Origin of the sequence: Pseudacidovorax sp. 1753 (assembly GCF_040544975.1) — a bacterium.
Classification (GTDB): Bacteria; Pseudomonadota; Gammaproteobacteria; order Burkholderiales; family Burkholderiaceae_C; genus Xenophilus.
Genome location: NZ_JBEPKY010000010.1, coordinates 1 through 16,013 on the forward strand (window position 1 = coordinate 1; position 16,013 = coordinate 16,013).

The 16,013-nt window shown below is 67.1% G+C and carries 18 protein-coding genes and 2 pseudogenes; 16 read left to right on the forward strand and 4 right to left on the reverse strand.

Annotated elements, in window-relative coordinates:
* Positions 1 to 154 precede the first annotated feature (154 nt).
* Positions 155 to 357 (forward strand): annotated as a pseudogene (locus ABIC63_RS13645) (IS21 family transposase); the annotation flags it as partial.
* On the opposite strand, the gene ABIC63_RS13650 reads toward ABIC63_RS13645, so the two are convergent.
* A complete protein-coding gene (locus ABIC63_RS13650; protein WP_354320119.1) occupies positions 342 to 596 on the reverse strand; it encodes a methyltransferase domain-containing protein in 255 nt (84 codons plus the stop codon). The pseudogene ABIC63_RS13645 and the gene ABIC63_RS13650 overlap by 16 nt on opposite strands.
* A gap of 396 nt (positions 597 to 992) precedes the next feature.
* On the opposite strand from ABIC63_RS13650, the gene ABIC63_RS13655 reads away from it, so the two are divergent.
* Positions 993 to 1,412 carry an MbcA/ParS/Xre antitoxin family protein gene (locus tag ABIC63_RS13655; protein WP_354320120.1) on the forward strand — a complete coding sequence of 140 codons (420 nt, stop codon included), beginning with the start codon at positions 993 to 995 and terminating at the stop codon, positions 1,410 to 1,412.
* Between the two features lie 243 nt (positions 1,413 to 1,655).
* On the opposite strand, the gene ABIC63_RS13660 is transcribed toward ABIC63_RS13655, so the two are convergent.
* Positions 1,656 to 2,231: a PIN domain-containing protein gene (locus ABIC63_RS13660; protein WP_354320121.1), complete on the reverse strand. Its 576-nt coding sequence runs from the start codon at positions 2,229 to 2,231 to the stop codon at positions 1,656 to 1,658.
* Positions 2,232 to 2,696: a helix-turn-helix domain-containing protein gene (locus tag ABIC63_RS13665; protein ID WP_234195428.1), complete on the reverse strand. Its 465-nt coding sequence runs from the start codon at positions 2,694 to 2,696 to the stop codon at positions 2,232 to 2,234.
* 710 nt (positions 2,697 to 3,406) lie between these two features.
* Between ABIC63_RS13665 and radC the strand changes: the two genes are divergently transcribed.
* From radC to ABIC63_RS13685, 4 genes are all read left to right on the forward strand, one after another.
* The gene (radC, locus tag ABIC63_RS13670; protein WP_354320122.1) at positions 3,407 to 3,937 is read left to right on the forward strand and encodes a RadC family protein; all 531 of its coding nucleotides are present in this window, start codon (positions 3,407 to 3,409) and stop codon (positions 3,935 to 3,937) included.
* 255 nt (positions 3,938 to 4,192) lie between these two features.
* A complete protein-coding gene (locus tag ABIC63_RS13675; RefSeq protein ID WP_354320123.1) occupies positions 4,193 to 4,585 on the forward strand; it encodes an ATPase in 393 nt (130 codons plus the stop codon).
* Between the two features lie 725 nt (positions 4,586 to 5,310).
* Positions 5,311 to 5,619: a DUF736 domain-containing protein gene (locus ABIC63_RS13680; protein ID WP_354320124.1), complete on the forward strand. Its 309-nt coding sequence runs from the start codon at positions 5,311 to 5,313 to the stop codon at positions 5,617 to 5,619.
* 598 nt (positions 5,620 to 6,217) lie between these two features.
* Positions 6,218 to 6,568, forward strand: a complete 351-nt coding sequence (locus tag ABIC63_RS13685; protein ID WP_354320348.1) for a DUF2958 domain-containing protein — start codon at positions 6,218 to 6,220, stop codon at positions 6,566 to 6,568.
* 235 nt (positions 6,569 to 6,803) lie between these two features.
* On the opposite strand, the gene ABIC63_RS13690 is transcribed toward ABIC63_RS13685, so the two are convergent.
* On the reverse strand, positions 6,804 to 7,364 hold the full coding sequence (locus ABIC63_RS13690) for a hypothetical protein (RefSeq protein WP_354320125.1): 561 nt from the start codon (positions 7,362 to 7,364) through the stop codon (positions 6,804 to 6,806).
* 124 nt (positions 7,365 to 7,488) lie between these two features.
* Between ABIC63_RS13690 and ABIC63_RS13695 the strand changes: the two genes are divergently transcribed.
* The 10 genes and pseudogenes from ABIC63_RS13695 (at position 7,489) to ABIC63_RS13740 (ending at position 15,944) form a co-directional block, all read left to right on the forward strand.
* Positions 7,489 to 8,088, forward strand: coding sequence for a hypothetical protein (locus ABIC63_RS13695; protein WP_354320126.1), 600 nt, complete (start codon positions 7,489 to 7,491; stop codon positions 8,086 to 8,088).
* 213 nt (positions 8,089 to 8,301) lie between these two features.
* Positions 8,302 to 9,015, forward strand: coding sequence for an HNH endonuclease (locus ABIC63_RS13700; RefSeq protein WP_354320127.1), 714 nt, complete (start codon positions 8,302 to 8,304; stop codon positions 9,013 to 9,015).
* 556 nt (positions 9,016 to 9,571) lie between these two features.
* A complete protein-coding gene (locus tag ABIC63_RS13705) occupies positions 9,572 to 9,745 on the forward strand; it encodes a transcriptional regulator domain-containing protein (RefSeq protein ID WP_354320128.1) in 174 nt (57 codons plus the stop codon).
* A 31-nt stretch (positions 9,746 to 9,776) separates the two neighbouring features.
* On the forward strand, positions 9,777 to 10,346 hold the full coding sequence (locus ABIC63_RS13710; protein WP_354320129.1) for a DUF2285 domain-containing protein: 570 nt from the start codon (positions 9,777 to 9,779) through the stop codon (positions 10,344 to 10,346).
* A gap of 92 nt (positions 10,347 to 10,438) precedes the next feature.
* Entirely contained in the window at positions 10,439 to 10,732 is a 294-nt protein-coding gene (locus ABIC63_RS13715; RefSeq protein ID WP_354320130.1) for a helix-turn-helix domain-containing protein, read from the forward strand.
* A gap of 21 nt (positions 10,733 to 10,753) precedes the next feature.
* Positions 10,754 to 11,554: pseudogene (locus tag ABIC63_RS13720) on the forward strand (replication initiator protein A); the annotation flags it as partial.
* A gap of 282 nt (positions 11,555 to 11,836) precedes the next feature.
* Positions 11,837 to 12,523 (forward strand): ParA family partition ATPase, encoded by a 687-nt coding sequence (parA, locus tag ABIC63_RS13725; RefSeq protein ID WP_354320132.1) that lies wholly within the window; start codon positions 11,837 to 11,839, stop codon positions 12,521 to 12,523.
* Positions 12,517 to 12,783 carry a chromosome partitioning protein ParB gene (locus tag ABIC63_RS13730; RefSeq protein WP_354320133.1) on the forward strand — a complete coding sequence of 89 codons (267 nt, stop codon included), beginning with the start codon at positions 12,517 to 12,519 and terminating at the stop codon, positions 12,781 to 12,783. The genes parA and ABIC63_RS13730 overlap by 7 nt, the downstream gene beginning before the upstream one ends.
* A 343-nt stretch (positions 12,784 to 13,126) precedes the next feature.
* Positions 13,127 to 13,654 (forward strand): S26 family signal peptidase, encoded by a 528-nt coding sequence (locus ABIC63_RS13735; protein ID WP_354320134.1) that lies wholly within the window; start codon positions 13,127 to 13,129, stop codon positions 13,652 to 13,654.
* 610 nt (positions 13,655 to 14,264) lie between these two features.
* The gene (locus tag ABIC63_RS13740; RefSeq protein WP_354320135.1) at positions 14,265 to 15,944 is read left to right on the forward strand and encodes a DUF3363 domain-containing protein; all 1,680 of its coding nucleotides are present in this window, start codon (positions 14,265 to 14,267) and stop codon (positions 15,942 to 15,944) included.
* Positions 15,945 to 16,013 lie beyond the last annotated feature (69 nt).

Sequence of the window (16,013 nt, forward strand, 5' to 3'; positions counted from 1 at the left end):
GCACCACGCAGTGACGCTGAACATACGGGGCAACTCGTACCGGCTGAAAGACAAACTCAAGGCCGGCCTCATCCGAACCAACGACAACGAGGGTTAACAACCGGGTGGGGAAATTTAGATTGCCATGGGTGGGGAAAATTGAAATGCCCTTGACAAGTTCGACTGGAGCGAGGAAGGCTGGGGGTGGGCGGCATCTACTACCGCGTGCAGGTGGCGCACATGAAGCTGTGTGCCTCGCGGGCGTTCTGGCTGGTGGCCTATCTCAGCCAGGGCCACGAGATGCTGTTCGACGCCCACACGCGGTCGTTTGCAGCGCTCGGCGGCGTGGCCCGGCGAGGCATCTACGACAACATGAAGGCCTGCGCGCACACCACCGCGCTCATCGATGCGTCCGGCAAGGGAATCGACTCGGCAGAGCCCGACAAAGCCAGTATGTCCGGAAAACTTTCGAGGAGTTCAAGGCGCATGGCGTCGATAGGCTCGACGGCCACGATGTTTCCGCCACATTGACGCAGTACGGGAATGAACTTTCTGTGCCCGCACCGAGTTCCAAGGTCGTGCGCCCAGGACCGAAGCCGACCACGTCTCGGAGCCATTCAGCCGCTTCAGGCGGATAGCCGGGTCGCCCGCCGGCATAGGTCTTCGCGGCCGTTTGGTAGCCTTTGACTGAGGTGTGGACAGGCACTGGGTCTCCTTCGAACAACAATGAAACGCCGACGCGACCCATTCGGGACGGTCCCAAAATAGCGGTCAGCCATTGCGCCTACCTGACTCTCCGGCCGTGCGGGTGGGTGGAAGTGGTCTTCGCTGCGTGAGTTGCATGCGCGAGGTATATCTCGGCGGGTGCCGGTTTGGCGCTGAAAGGATGCGTGAAACCTGTTTGAGCAGCAGGGGGCCGGCACGTGTCAACTGCGTGCTGTGGGTGATAGAACGAGCAAGCGCGCTCCAAGTCCGCGAACTGACTTGCACGCACTCATTACTGGAGGACTATTTTGATCAGCGCCAACAAAAGTCTCGCTTTCTTGGAAGCACGGATCCGGCAGTTAACCAAGGAAAAGGGGGATCTGGAACGCGAACAGAAGCGGATGAGGAAGATTGAACTTGAGGTTCTTGCGGATGCCTATGCACGTAAGCTGAGGGCCGCTGGCTTCACGATAGAGCAGGGGGCCGCTGCACTTCGAGGCTACAAGCACTTTGACGCGAAGCCGGCCAGCCGACACGTTCAGAAGCCTTCGATGGCGTCAGCCGACAGGTCGGTCTTCGCTACGGCGACACGCCTTATGGGCGACGATGCGAAGGCCTGGCTAGAGCGTCCTCACCCCCTGCTGGGTGGCATCTCGCCAGACGAGTGCTGCGCGTCCCCTGGAGGTGTCAAGAAGGTTCAGGCGCTTCTTGCCGCGTACTCTGAATGACGGGGCTATTGAGCGGGGACCTTCGGCGGGCTCTCATTGCACCAGATATTCTTTGGGCCTAATCTGCCACGTCAGAATAGTTGTCGCATCTGACCTTCAGCCGGTGGGCCGCGCCGCTTCAGCACGCGCAACGGCATGAATGGTCTTTTGGACCTTCACGGAGTCGTCTAGGCAGGACGCATTGACCCACCGGCTGGGCCGCCGAATCGCTGTTTTCCGAGTGGCGAGTGCGTGCCTGCTTTTCTAAATCAGGGCCGCCATATCTCGCAGGTGCGCGGCGGTCTGAGGCAGGCCGCGCTTTTCGAAGAGGGCGATCAAGGCCGCGGCGTCGTACTGTGGCCTTGCCCAGCGCTCGCGCATGCGCTTGAGTGCGGCAAGCGCGGTCATTTTCTCGAGCATCAGTTGATTGAGCACGAATTCGTCGGGCGTCTGGACCTCAATGCCGAATGGGTCCAGGATTTCGTTGGGGAAGTCCTTCCCGTTCCACGTCACGATGGCGTCCGCGTGACCTGCAATCGCAGCCGCCAGCACATGGCGGTCGTCAGGGTCTGGAAGTTCGAGCCCCGCGATCAGGTGTTCGTAGCCGGAAACCAGGCAATCTGGAATGGCCTCCTCCATGGCGTGCGCCGCCGCCGTGACCTTGTGGTCCATGCCGGGCCGGTCCCGCAGCAAACTGCGCGTCCATTCGTCTCGGATGTGGGCAGACCACTTGGCACTGTAGAGATCGGCGTTGGCCAAGCTCAGGAGCACATCGCGCAGCAACGCCGGGTACAGCACGTTGGCGTCGAGTACCGCCGTGTACCGCGCGCTCCCTGCCACTCACAGCTCCTCGCCCATCTCTTGAGAGAGGTCGTTGAGTTGTTTGAGGGCGCCCGCGGACCGTTGCTTTTGCTCCTCCTTGTATCGCATCAACTCCTCGAACTCGATGCGGCGATGGCGGTTGATCAGCCGACACTTCAACCGGCCCGCTTCGATCTCCCGGATGACAAAGGGGCGGGACACATTGAGGAGCGCCGCGGCCTGCTGCGTCGTGAGCTCCAGCTTCTGTGGGACCAGCATCATCGGCTCACGCTTGGCCATCTGACGCAACACGTCGGCAAAGAAGCGCAGGGCGCGCGGAGGCACAAGCAAAACGGGCGCTTCGCCGCCTGTTTCCTCATCGATTTCGATCGTCACTTTGACGGCCTTCGACTTGGAATGATCCAAGGCCGCCACGAGACATGCTGTCGCAGCACCCGCCATTTCCGCCTCCATTTCAGTAGCGGGGTCGAGTATCTGAGTCATGGTGCATCCTTTCTACGAGCGACGTCGTCGAGTTTAAATCGAAATAGACGCACCATTCGCACTATTCGAAACAGCTTGAGTGCTAGCGAGAGACCCAGGCGACAACCATCGAACGGCGGCTGCGATGGGTGGAGACGGCAGCGAGAAAGATCTGCTGGAGCTCCCTGTTCCCGTGCGCCGATTCTTCGGTCACGCGCTGGAAGTCGCGAAGCGCGGTGAGCAGCACAACCCGGCCAGGATGCGCAAGGGCATCTCGACGGAGCCGGCGTGCTGGAGGTCGGTGCGGACGGAACCTTCCCTTGCTATCTGTCGGCGGCTGAAGGCTTCGACCTGTCGCTCGCAAGGCGGCGACCCCTGCAAGGTGTGCGATCGGGTGCGTTGCCAAGCCTGCGCGTGCCGGCAGTTCCTGCCGTCCGGCTCTGCGGGCTTTGCCCCGGGCCGACGATGGCGTCCCGGCCTCCCGGCTTCGATCCCTCACGCCTACGGCCGCCGCCGTGCGACGGCCTGCGCGCTCCGCTTGCCCTTGGACAGGGGGTGGAGGGGGGGCTGGCTTGCTGGTTCCCTTCATCCTTGCACACCGTTCTCGCGGTCAAGGTCGGCGCGTGCTGCGCACGCTGGCGGCCTCACGGCCGTCTTCGAACCTGTGACCGCTGCGCTGCGGTGTGCCGGTTCCGGTCCCGGGCAATTCCGCCCGGTCACTGGAGGCCGTCATGGCGCACGATCTGTTCTCTTCCCTCGATCACCTTGGTTCTGCACCCGCTGCTTCGCTACTGGTCCAGGATCGTTCTGGCGAGTACCGACCGGCAACGGCCGATGAACTGCTTCTCGCGGCGCAGCAGGTGCTGGCGGGTCACGTGCGGGGCTCTGACGTGATGGACTCGCCGGCCGCCGTGCGGGAGTTCTTGAAGCTGCGTCTGGGTGTACTGCCGCATGAGGTGTTCGCCGTGATTCACCTGGATGCGCAACATCGGGTGCTGGATTACGTCGAGATGTTCCGGGGCACGGTGAACCAGACGTCGGTGTATCCGCGCGAGATCGTCAAGGAGGCGTTGGCGCGGAACTCGGCGGCATTGCTGCTGGTTCACAACCATCCATCGGGTACGGCGGAGCCGTCGCGGGCCGACGAGGTCTTGACGCGGAATCTCAAGGAGGCGCTGGCGCTGGTGGATGTCCGGGTCCTCGATCACCTGATCGTTGCCGGTCCCACGGTGCTGTCGTTTGCCGAGCGCGGCCTGCTGTGAGCGGAGGGGGCGGCCCCTCCTGCGGCTCACCGCGTCTCCTGGGGCTCTATGGCACAGGGCCCTCGGGAAGGTGATGTCGTGCTTGACGGGGAAGGGCTTGCTGCTCCCTTCATCCTGTCACGGCGTGCTCGGTCGTCAAGGGCGGCGCGCCGCTGGCGCTTGCGGCCGGACGGCCGCCTTCGGCCCCTGACCCCCTGCGCTGCGCCGTGCGGATCACGGTCCCGGGCAATCCCGCCCGCACAACCGGAGATCCTCATGGACGAAAAATCTTACGTGTCGCTGGAGCAGAAGTCGTGCCTTGTCTGTGGCCTGACTTTCGATACCGGCAACCTGCTGCTGGACAAGCGCCTGCGGCCGAACCTGGCGCGTCATACGACGACGGGCTGGGGCCTGTGCGCCGAGCATCAAGCGCTGTTCGAAGACGGCTTCGTCGCGCTGGTCGAGTGTGATCCCGAGCGCAGTGGCGTATCGGCAGGTATCGCGACGCTCAGGCCTGAACAAGCCTATCGGACAGGGCGTCTTGCACATCTCAGAAGGGAGGTGTTCAAGCGCCTTTTCAATGTGTCCATCACCGATGGGCAGGCGTGTGTCTTCGTCGAGCCTGGCGTGATTGCCCAGTTGGAGGCGATGGCGGCTGCACCACGCTGATCGGCGGCGACGGCCGATGACGCGCCGCCTGCTCCGGGCGGCGCGGATATGCGCCTCGAGGCCTTGGCCTGCAGGTCCGGCGCCTGCCCGGAAGCGGTGCCCCCTGCATGCCAGCGGGCGCGTCATCGTCCCTCGCCTTACGCGCGGCGTAGAACCTTGGCGGGCGCATTGGCGGCGGGCGACTGGGGCCGGCGGTTGGCGCGTCGCCATGAGTCATGCAGGCAGAAGCAGGCGGCCGAGCGGGGGATGGGCGCAACCAGGTTGACGTGGGCCGCGCCTCCCTGGAGCGTCTCGGGCACGTCTTGCCGTCGACGAATGCGGTGTTGCGCGTCGCTCCGCCCAGGACACGATGTCGACTGTGCTGTCCGGGTCTTGCCCCTGCGCCGAATGTGCTGGCTCTGCGGGTGTGGCCTGCGCCCTGGATTCCTTGCGAGTGACGGTCCGCTCCCCCGGCCTTGTCTTTGAGCGTGAATCCTGGCGTGGGCACGGCAGGCCTGCGCTTCGCTCTGCTGCGCTTCAGCCCGCCTCGGGCTTGATCGCCGCAACCGGCCTGCCCAACAAATTTCCCCTGCGCTGCGCGCATTCCTCGCGAGGCAAATTTGCCGGGCCTGCCGGTCCTCCACTGCGTTGCGGCCTCCGGTGCGACGCGCCCGACCCGCGCCGGCCGGATCACCGCACAAGGCCGCGATGGGCGCGGACCTGGCACCACCTCGAAAGGAAACACCATGAGCACCATCGGCCAATTCACCGCCTCGAGCAACAGCTACACCGGCACCGTGCGCACCCTCACGCTGAACGTCAAGGTCCGCATCGTGCCCAATGACAAGGGCAGCGACAACGCGCCGGACTTCCGCATCGTGGCCGGCAATGGGCTGGAGATCGGCGCGGCCTGGAAGAAGGTCAGCCGTGCGGAGCGGCCTTACCTGTCGGTCACGCTCGATGACCCGTCGTTCCCGTCCACCATCTATGCCCGCCTAGTCGAAGGCGAAGACGGTGCACACCAACTGATCTGGACGCGCACCAAGGTCGACTGACCGTCCAGCAAGGCGCCCCGCTTCGGCGGGGCGCCTTGCTGTTGTTCGGCGGGACCCAGGCCGGGCTCGCGGATGAGAGATATCTCTTGTCCCGGTAGCATGTCCTATTCGGCGTGAAGACGCTTCTATGGCTTGGCGGCTTTCAGGATCAGGCAGGAGGCCCGAGTCTGTGAAGGCTTGAGAACGTAGAGGCGTAGGGGCGGCTTGTTGACTCATCGGGGCATCGGTTCATCGAGCTCTCACAAAGGCGTGTGCGTGTTTGATCGGCGGTTGTGCGTCTGCGGCGATGCCGCACCGCGCTCTTGTGCTGACGCATCGAGCCACCCGGTCATGCGTGTCCGGGCGTCTCGACCCTGGCGGGCGCCGATCGCTGACGCCTTCGCGCCTTGCGGCGCTGCGCGCTGCGCTTGCGGGAGGATGCTGTGGAAAGGCTGGCTTGCTGTGGCGCCCATCGTGCCACGGCGGTCTGGCCGTCAAGGTCGGCGCGTGCTTTGCACGCTGGCGGCCTGGCGGCCGTCCTGCGGAACCTGTGACGGCGGCGCTGCGCCGTGCCTCGGCGGTCGCTGGGCAATCCTGCCCGGCAACCATGAAGAGGTTCATCATGACGACGCTCATCACCGAAGAACAACGTGTGCAACTGCTGGAGAACGGCCGGCAGTCCCGCGATGAACGGCAGTTCGATCCGATACCGGTGGTCAAGCTGTTCACGCCCGACGCAGGCGCGACGTGGCTGTTGACCGAAATCGACCCCGATGACGTAGACCGTGCCTTCGGGCTGTGCGACCTGGGGTGGGGCTGCCCCGAGCTGGGGTGGGTGAGCCTGCGGGAACTCGGAGCGTTGCGTGGTCCGCTGGGCCTGCCTGTCGAGCGTGATCTGGGCTTCCATCCGACGAGGTCCATCACGGCCTACGCGGATGAGGCGCGTCGGGCGGGGCGCATCGTGGCGTAGTCGCCGGGCGCCTGTGACCGCGTCGCGGGCCTGGGCTGAAGATTGGCGTGTCGTGGCGCTCTTCGACGGGCACTCGCTGGTCCACAAGACATGTGAGTCCGCAGGCGTGCAGTCCAACACAGTCGCTGCGCGCCATGCACGTCCCGGGCTCGCAACGGCACCGCTGGGTCGGCGCGGGCATCTTGCGCGGGGCGTGGCTCTGCCGGATCGCAATGCCCAGCCCCGGCGCGATCGATCAACGCAACTTCGCGGCCTCGCGTTCAGCCTTGGCCTCCTTGATTCGCAGTGTGCCGAGCTGCTCCAATGCCCACGTCTCGAGAGCTTTCGCATCGCGCGCCGTAGCGGTCGCCATCTCGACCACTTGGCCCCAGTAATCTTGGGTGATGCGGTTGTCTGAGGCCAGCGCCCGGGCCAGGATGGCCATTTGCCCGCACGAAGTGATCTGCATGTGCAGGATCGTGATGCCCGTGGGGTGATTCAACTCTGCGATGGGCAGGGCAGTGAGAAGCTGCTTGAGATCGTCCACCGTGGCGAGCAGGGATTGCGCGCCGACACGGTCCTGACGCTCAGCGATGTGGCGTGCCGTGTCCCACACCGAATGGGAAATTGCCGCGGCCTGCGCGGCTGCCTGGAGGTGGCGTATGTCCTGGCGCCGCTCGCGCTGGAGTTCGAGCTGCCTTTGGGCCTCGGCTTGCTTGCGCAGCATTCGCGAGCCGCCGTAGATCGTGACGGCCGCCACGCCGGCTTGGAGCCATGCGGGCGACCAGCTCATGAACTGGTCCATCGTGACGGTCATGCGAGCTCCTCCGGACGTCGACACCGCAGCATAGGGCCAGATCGTCCGAAATCATTCAGTGTGCACGACGACGGCGCGGCGGCGCGGCTATCGTTCAAGCCATCGAACCGGGGGATGCGCGACGATGATTCTTTGTACCTGGGCAGGTTTCACCGACACCGCCACCGACAGCGCGCTATGCGCCAGTTGGTGGCAAGCGTGGGGTTCTGTGCTTGCCATCGTGGCCGCCGTGGTGGTGGCTTTCGTTCAGCACCGGCAGAACCTCAAGGCGCATCAGCGCGCGGCCGACGATGCGCACGCACGTGCGTTGGCCGCACCCTTGGCGATTGCCGAGCATTTGGCTCGGAACCTGGCCGACCTCGACGCACTGGTGCGTCAGGCCGCCGACGAGCCGGCAACAAGCCCGCTGTCTTCTGAGATCCTGCTTCAAGCCGGAATAGAGTTGGAGGCCACGCGTCAGGACCTCGATGTGCTCAATGGCATCGTTGTGCAAGACGTGCCGAGCTATGCGCTCATTCGTTCGCTCAGGAGGCTGGCGCCTCGCTTCGGCGAAACCATCAACCTGTTGGAGCAGTTGTACGTCACGGTGCTGAATCGGGTTCCGATCATCAATGCCGCGGCGGAGCGCACCGCACAGCGCGTGTCGGTGCTGCTCGACCAGATCAACCACGAGGTGGACGTGCTGCGCGAAGCGCTGCCGCAGCATGGGCGGGATATCCGGTAAAGGCTTGGCCGATGAGGCCCCCGTCATGTTCCCCGCGTGCGTTCGATCGCCGCGCGCATCGCGCCACGAAGGGCTTTCAAAAGCGTCTCCATCGTCTATCGTTGGAGTACTTCAACGCAGCTTGGGAGTCCGCATGTCGCTTTGTGTCCGCGCTGTTCAGCAAAGCCAATGCGGCCTCTACCGTCTCGATGTGGCGGCAGCCGCCCGCGCCCCATGACGGGCAAGCTTTACCGCAACAAGGAATGGGCCGCGTACCGGGCCAAGGTGATCGAGGCCGATGGACATGCGTGCACCACGTGCGGCGCGCGGGCCAGCCATGGTGCGAAGCTGCAGGTTCACCATGTCGGCTACATCCCGGGCTTCAGGCCGTGGGATTACCCCTTGTCCGAATGCCGCACGCTGTGCAAGGGCTGCCATGCGGCCGAGCACGGTGTGGTGCCGCCAAAGGTCGGCTGGACGTTGTACAGCGAAGATGACCTCGGCGGCCTCAACGGCGAGTGCGAACTCTGTAGGCAGCCTCTGCGCTATGTGTTCTCTGTCTTCCACGCCCAGTGGGGAACGATGGATGTCGGAACCGATTGCTGCGACAACCTCACTGCCACCAGTCAGGCGGGCGAGGCGAAGGAGCGGCGGGAGCGGCGACTTGCCAGGCTGCGCACTTTCTTGAAATCACCGCACTGGCGACCGCACAGCACCTCGCATCATTGGATGCGCAAAGATGGCTTTGAGCTCATCGTGCGGCGGGCCAGCGATGGCTATCTGATCCAGGTGGACGACAAGCCCGGCAAGCAGCGGTTTGCCACGATGGCGGACGCCAAGAAGAAGCTGTTCTACCTGTTGGACTCGAACGAGCTGGCGGAGTACCGCATGAAGCGGCATGCAGCGGCCGAGGCCCGGCGTTGGGACAAGTTCCACGGACGCAGTTAGGCGAGGGCCGGATCGGCATCAGCGCCTCACCCTCTTCTGCTGCGCCGCAGCGGTCGTCCCCCTCGGCATGGCTTCGTTTCTGAGGGTGGGGCACGATGGCGGCGATCCGGTGGCAGTCATGCATTGCCGCCGGGCCGCCACTGGGCTGCCAGGCGCCGCAACGGGATGACTCCTTCGCTTGACTTCGTGTGGGGCCGGCCGCTGGGGTCGTGGGCGTGGCGTTGATGCGACCGAGCGAGGGAAAGCAGACGCCCGGCTGGCTGCTTGGGTCCTGCCGCGTTCATTTGGCCGGCGCCCATCATGGGCGCCTCCAGCACTGCAAGTACTCGTGTGCATGAAGGGGGAGCGCTGTAACCATTGCCTTTGCTCCGAGGGGTAGAAGTTGCCTGCCGAGCGCGTCAAGGTTCACTGCCTCGGGGCCTGGGGGGCCCGATATCCCACAGGCTGGGGCCGATGGCTCCGCGGGGCGCCGCTTCCGGGCTTGTGGCCGACAAAGCCCCGTGGACGATGGGCTTGCATGGCACCCTGCGAGACGTACCTCGCGGAGCACGCTGTGATGAGCTTTCCTTGCGCCGACGCACCCTGGCAGTCCAATGCCGCCTACCTCTATCTCCTTGACCTCGACGGCCACGACCTGGCGTGGGAGTATTTGCGTCGGCACCCGGGCTATCGGAGGGCTTGGCGGCGAGGTCAACCGCTGCGCCGCTGGGGCCTGCGATGTTGCCGCTGACCCCCGACTGGACGCGCGGGATGCGCATCCGGTGTGGCTGAACGACGGCGATGACGCATTGCACGTGCGCGCGTCGAGCACGCCGGAGACAAGTGCTCGCTGCTTTGACCTTTGGCGCATCCCTGGCCGCAAGCAACTGGCGGGCACCGCCGATGCCCTCCTCAGCGTCTCCGTCGGTCCGTGGCATGCGCGCATCCTGCTCGATGGGGCGTTGCCGGACGGCGCACCCTTCATCTGCACGGTGCCGCTGACGCCGCGTCTGCGCGGCCAGCTCCTGAGGTGGCAGGGGCTTGCCAGGCTGTTGCAAGGCGTTCTGCCGCCGACGTCGGCCGTCCTGCCGGCCAGCCGGAGCGCACTGCTGCACCTGCGCGCCTTGCAGGCGCTTGACGCCATGCAGTGGGGGGCGTCGCATCGCGATCTCGCCATTGCGCTGTTCGGCCTGGAGGCCGTCCGAACGGGGTGGCATGCCGACAGCACGCTGCGCGCGCAGGTGCGCCATCTGGTGGCGCGGGCTCGGGGTTTGATGCGCGGCGGCTACCTGGACCTGGCAGGCCTTCGCCCGGGAGACGCTGCCGCCCCCGGAGACGAAACCGCGCGCTGAATCTCTCCCTGCGCAGGTGCCGGGGATTTCCGGAGACTGCCTCCATCGGGCTGCGGATGGATCGCGGCCCTTCCACCCAGATGGAGTCCTCCATGGCGACCGCACACCCCTTTCCGCCGCGTGCCGCGGCAGCGGCTGCGACGCAGCCCGCTCATGCCGCACCTTCGGCCGACGCTGAATTCATGACGACCGCGGAAGCGGCGGCGCTGCTGCGCCTGTCGCCGCGCACGCTGGAGAAGCAACGGGTGCTGGGTGGCGGGCCGCGCTTTCGCAAGTTCGGCGCGCGGGTGGTCTACGCGCGGACTGACCTGCTGGCGTATGCCGACAGCCACACCTTCGGCATGACCTCCGATCCGGGCTATGCGGTCCGCGACGACGTCCGCTGACCGGGTCGGGAGGGCGAGATCTTGGCCAGACCATCCGGCGAACGCGAACAGCTCACGCTGTTTCGCGCGCTGCCCATCGAAGACATGGCGCCGCGCGACGCGCAGGACCTCATGGCCTATCCGTTCTTCAGCCTGGCCAAGTCGCGTCGGGTGGTGCCGATCCGCTTCGACGCCGGCGCCGTCTCGCTCACGGTCGAAGGTGTGCCGGAGCATGGCATCGCGACCATCTGGGATGCCGATGTGCTGATCTGGGCAGCCAGCCAGATCGTGCAGGCGCGGGACGAAGGCCGGCCCACCTCGCGCCTGGTGGCGGCCACCCCCTACGAGATCCTGCGCTTCGCCCAGCGTGGTACTGGTCGCACCGAGTACCTCGCGCTGCGCGCGTCGCTGGATCGGCTGCAGTCCACCACGGTGCAGACCTCCATCCGGCAGGCCGGCCGGCGCATGCACCGCTTCTCCTGGATCAACGAGTGGCGCGAGCACGTGCGGCCGGATGGCCGCAGCGACGGCATCGAGCTGATCCTGCCGGACTGGTTCTATTCCGGGGTGATCGACAACGCGCTGGTGCTCACGCTGGACCGCACCTACTTCCAGCTCACCGGCGGCATCGAACGCTGGCTGTACCGCCTGGTACGCAAGCACGGCGGACGGCAGCGCCACGGCTGGCGCTTCGAGCTGCGCTACCTCCATGCCAAGTCCGGTTGCCTGCAGCGCTACCGCGACTTCGTGCTGCACCTGCGCGCGCTCGCGCAGCGCCAGGCCCTGCCCGGCTACCGACTTGTTGTCGAGCGGATCGGCACCGCAGAGTGGCTCACCTTCCGGCGAGACGCGTGCGACGAGTTATCCACAGAAACCTGGGATGAAGCTGTGGATGGCGTGGGGACGGACTCGGGAGATCGGCGGCGCCGGGCACGGGAAATCGACGGCGCGCGACTCGGGAGATCACCGGCGCCAAACCTGCTGGAAGCCGCGCCCCGCAACGATTCCGGCCCTTCTTAACTTTTATCCATAACAGAGGCTAACTTGATGAATAGGAGAAGGGATGCCGCCTGCACTGCTCAACAGATGGGCAGTGCCGAAGACGTGCCGCGGCAAAGCCGCCCCTTGGAAGACCGGACCGCCCTGGGTGCCGCCCAGGCCAATGCGGTGGGCAAGGTCATCGCGCTTCTGAATCACAAGGGCGGCGCCGGCAAGACCACGCTGTCCACGCACCTAGCGGGCGACCTGGCCTGCCGGGGGCGGCGTGTGGTGCTGCTGGACGCCGACCCGCAGGGCTCGGCCCTGAACTGGGCGCAGCGTCGGCACCAGCGGGGCCTGAGGCGTCTCTACGGGGTCGTCGGGCTGGCGCGGGACACCCTGCACAAGGAGGTGCCCCAGATCGCGTCCCAGGCCGACTTCGTCGTGATCGATGGGCCGCCGCGGGTGGCGGCGCTCGCGCGCTCCGCGCTGCTGGCCGCCGACCTGGTGCTGATCCCGGTGCAGCCCAGCGCCCACGACGTCTGGGCGACGCAGGAGATGGTGCGCTTGATCGCGGCGGCACAGGTGTTGCGGCCGGGTTTGCGCGCGGCCTTCGTGATCAACCGGCGCGTCGTCGGCACGGTGATCGGCCGGGATGCGCGCGCCGCCCTGGCGGATCAGCCGTTCCCGACACTGCACGCCGACATCGCGCAGCGCATCGCGTTCGCCGACTGCGTAGCGGCCGGCAAGCTGGTGTGGGAAGTGGCGCCCAGGGGCGCTGCCGCGCGCGAGATCGCGGCGCTGGCGAACGCCGTACGGGAGGCATTGTGGTGACGCTGGATGGGGTGTCGAAGCCGCTGCGGCGGCCCGCCATCGGGCGCCGGCCAGCTGCCGACCCGGCGACGGCGTGGATGCACCGGGACGAGGGCGGCACATCCCAGGCCACGGCATCGGTGTTCACCGCCGGCCTGACGATCGATATGACGCCGGCACTGCGCGGGCGAATCCAGGTGACCGCATGCTGGGGCAGCGTGACTTTGGCCGATATGCAGCGCGATCTGCTGACACGGGCGTATCCGGAGGAACGTTCATGAGCGCGTTGCGCGGCGCCCTCGCGATTCGCAGCGCCTTGCCTCGCCTTAAGCCATCGCCGACAGCGTTGCGAGCACTTCGTTTCGTGTGCATCCTCGCGGGGCGGTGGACGCGCGCGGTGGCCATCCGGTGGGGCGCGCCCGAGCTCGGATGCGGGCGCCGCCTCTGTCGCAGAAGGTTCATGCGCCGCGCGAACTGCTGCCATGGCGAAAGGCCGTGCGACGACGCATGCGTGCTGCTGTGCCGGCACAGCAGGCCGCCTGCGCAGCTCCGTCGCGCCAGCATTTGCCGCATCCTGGCAGCGTGTCTGGGCATCCGCGTCCGTGTGATCGAACGAGGTTCGCCATGATGAAGCGCGCGCGCCGCCGGGCCGTGCTGCTGATCGTCGCCACGCTGTCCACGGCGATGTTGGCTGTGCCCGTTGAGCTGCCCCTTCCTGTGTGGGTTGTTTTCAACCCCAGCGCAAGCGTGGCGCGCGGCTGGTACCGCGTCGATGCGCGCCGCGATCCAAGCGCGCTGCACGTCGGCGACCTCGTGCTGGCCCGGCTTCCCGCCGAAGCGGCGGCGCTTGCCGCGCAGCGCGGCTATCTGCCTGAAGGTGTGCCGGTGATCAAACGTGTCGGCGCCGTGGCCCCGCAAGCGGTCTGCGTGTCCGAGGGGTGGGTCCGGGTCGATGGCGTTCCCGTCGCGGCCCTGCTTGGAGAGGACGGCGCGCGTCGCCCGCTGCATCACTGGACCCAGTGCCGACGCCTCGATGTGGGCGAGCTCTTCCTGCTCAGCACCACGCATCCGGCATCGTTCGACAGCCGTTACTTCGGCCCTGTGGGCGTTGCCGACCTGCTCGGTGTCGCGCAGCCTCTGTGGACATGGTGAGCGCTGTGAGCCTGCCCCTGCGCGTGCACCGATCGTGTCACCGGGCGGCTCCCGATGTGCACGTCCGTCGCCCAATGAGAGTCCACCTGGCGATCGCTGCAGCACGTCGCCTGGCATCGCCCGGGCACGGCGGCGCGCGTGCCGGAGGTCGGGCCTTGCCGAGGGCAGTGCCGGTTTCGGGGGGGGCTGCGGGGAGGCGGAGACCGAAGGCAAGAGAAAAGGATCGGCACGCCCCAGGGCGTTTCTTCCGTCTGCACAAGGGTTTGGCGCGGCACGCCGCAGACACCGCGGGTGCCGGTCCCGTGCGCCCGCGCACGGATGCGAGGGGCGGGGCATGACGCGCGCCGACGACGACCGCTTCCGACCGCGGCCCAGGCCGCCCAAAGCCCGCGGAGGGGCGCACCCCCAGGCTTTCGTGGCGCAGGTTCTGAAGGCCGCTTCTGTGGCCGGCGCCAAGTCCGCCCGGACGGCCGGCGGGCGACCCGCGTCGCGCTTCGGGCGCGGCCAGGTCGCCGCCGGCACCGCGGGGCGAGGCTTGTCTGCCAACGCGCGGCGCGTCGTGGTGAAGTCGCGGTTCGTGGTCCAGCGTCGCGCTGGCAAGGCCGGGGTGATGGCCCATCTGCGCTACATCGAGCGGGATGGCGTGACGCGCGATGGGCAGCAGGGCCGGGCCTATGGTGCCGACACGGACGCGGCTGACCTTCGGGCCTTCGAGGAACGCGGCCGCGGCGACCGCCACCAGTTCCGCTTCATCGTGTCGCCCGAGGATGCCGCCGAACTGGAGGATCTGCCGGGCTTCACCCGTCGGCTGATGCAGCAGATGGCCACCGATCTGGAGACGCCGCTGGACTGGGTGGCGGTGGACCATTGGGACACGGACAACCCGCACACGCATGTTGTGCTGCGCGGTCGGGTGGGCAGCGGCCGCGGCGAGCGCGATCTCGTGATTGCGCCGGATTACATCGCCCACGGCATGCGGCTGCGGGCGAGCGAGATCGCGACGCAGTGGCTGGGACCCCGCACGGAACTGGAGATCCAGCGCGCGCAGGAGCGGGAGGTGCAGCAGGAGCGGCTCACCGGCCTGGATCGACAGCTGCTGCGTCGGGCGCGGGAGGGCTCCGTGCTGCTGAAAGCCCGCGGACGCGCTCCGTCGCAGGACATGCTGTTGCGCGCGCGCCTGCAGCATCTGGAGGCCCTGGGCCTGGCACGGCGGCTGGACCCGCATGCATGGCAGCTGGCCGACGGGCTGGAGTCCACCCTGGCTGCCATGGGGCGGCGGGGCGACATCCTGCGCACCTTGCACCGTGCCATGGCAGGAGAACTGCGCGAGCTGGTGCCGGAGCCGGCGGCGCAGGCCCGGATCGTGGGACGCGTCCATGCCAAGGGGCTGCACGACGAGCTCTTGGAGCAGCCTTACCTGGTGATCGATGGCCTGGATGGGCGCGCGCACTATGTCACGCTGTCCGCTGGAAGCGACCTGGCCGACATCCCCGTCGGCAGCATCGTGGCGTGCCAGCCGGTGCCGTTGGGGCGCGCCGCCGATGGGCACATCCAGGCGGCTGCGCGCGACGGCATCTACCAGGCGTCGTCTCATCGCGCTTCGCTTCAAGCGGGCCGGCATCCCCGCGCCGAAGAGGTCCTGACCGCCTGCACGCGCCGGCTGGAGTCGCTGCGGCGGGGCGGCGTGGTCGACCGCCTGGGCGATGGCGTGTGGCGCGTTCCCGCGGATCTGGTCGAGCGGGCCCAGGCCTTCGATGGGCGCAAGCCTTCAGCCGGACTGGCGGTGGAGGTCCGCTGCCATGTGCCCCTGGAGCGCCAAGTCCATGCCACGGGCGCCACCTGGCTGGACCGGCAACTCGTCGGTGGCGAGGGCCATGAAGTGCCTGCCGCGGCCGGCTTTGGTGCACAGGTGCGTCAGGCCCTGGAAGACCGGCTGGACGTGCTGGAGACGCAAGGTTTGGCCCGGCGGCAGGGGCAGCGGGTCGTGCTGAGCCGGACCCTGCTGCAGACGCTGGCGGCGCGCGAAGTCGAACAGTACGGCCGCCTGCTGGAGGCCGAGCTGGGCAAGCCGTGGCGCGCCGTGCCCGACGGTCAGCGGATCCAGGGCATCTATAGAGAGTCGGTGCAACTGGTCAGTGGCCGCTTTGCCGTGCTCGACGAGGGCCGAAGCTTCTCCCTGGTGCCCTGGCGTCCAGTGATCGAGGCACGTCGAAGCCGGACATTGAGTGTGACGGTGAAGGGCAGCGCCGTGAGCTGGGACCTCGGACGCGGACAGGGCATCGGGCGGTGAGGGCTGCGAGGAAGAAGTGCTTCTCTCGGGGCCACCGCACGACCTGTCGCGGACGGGGGACGGCGGAGC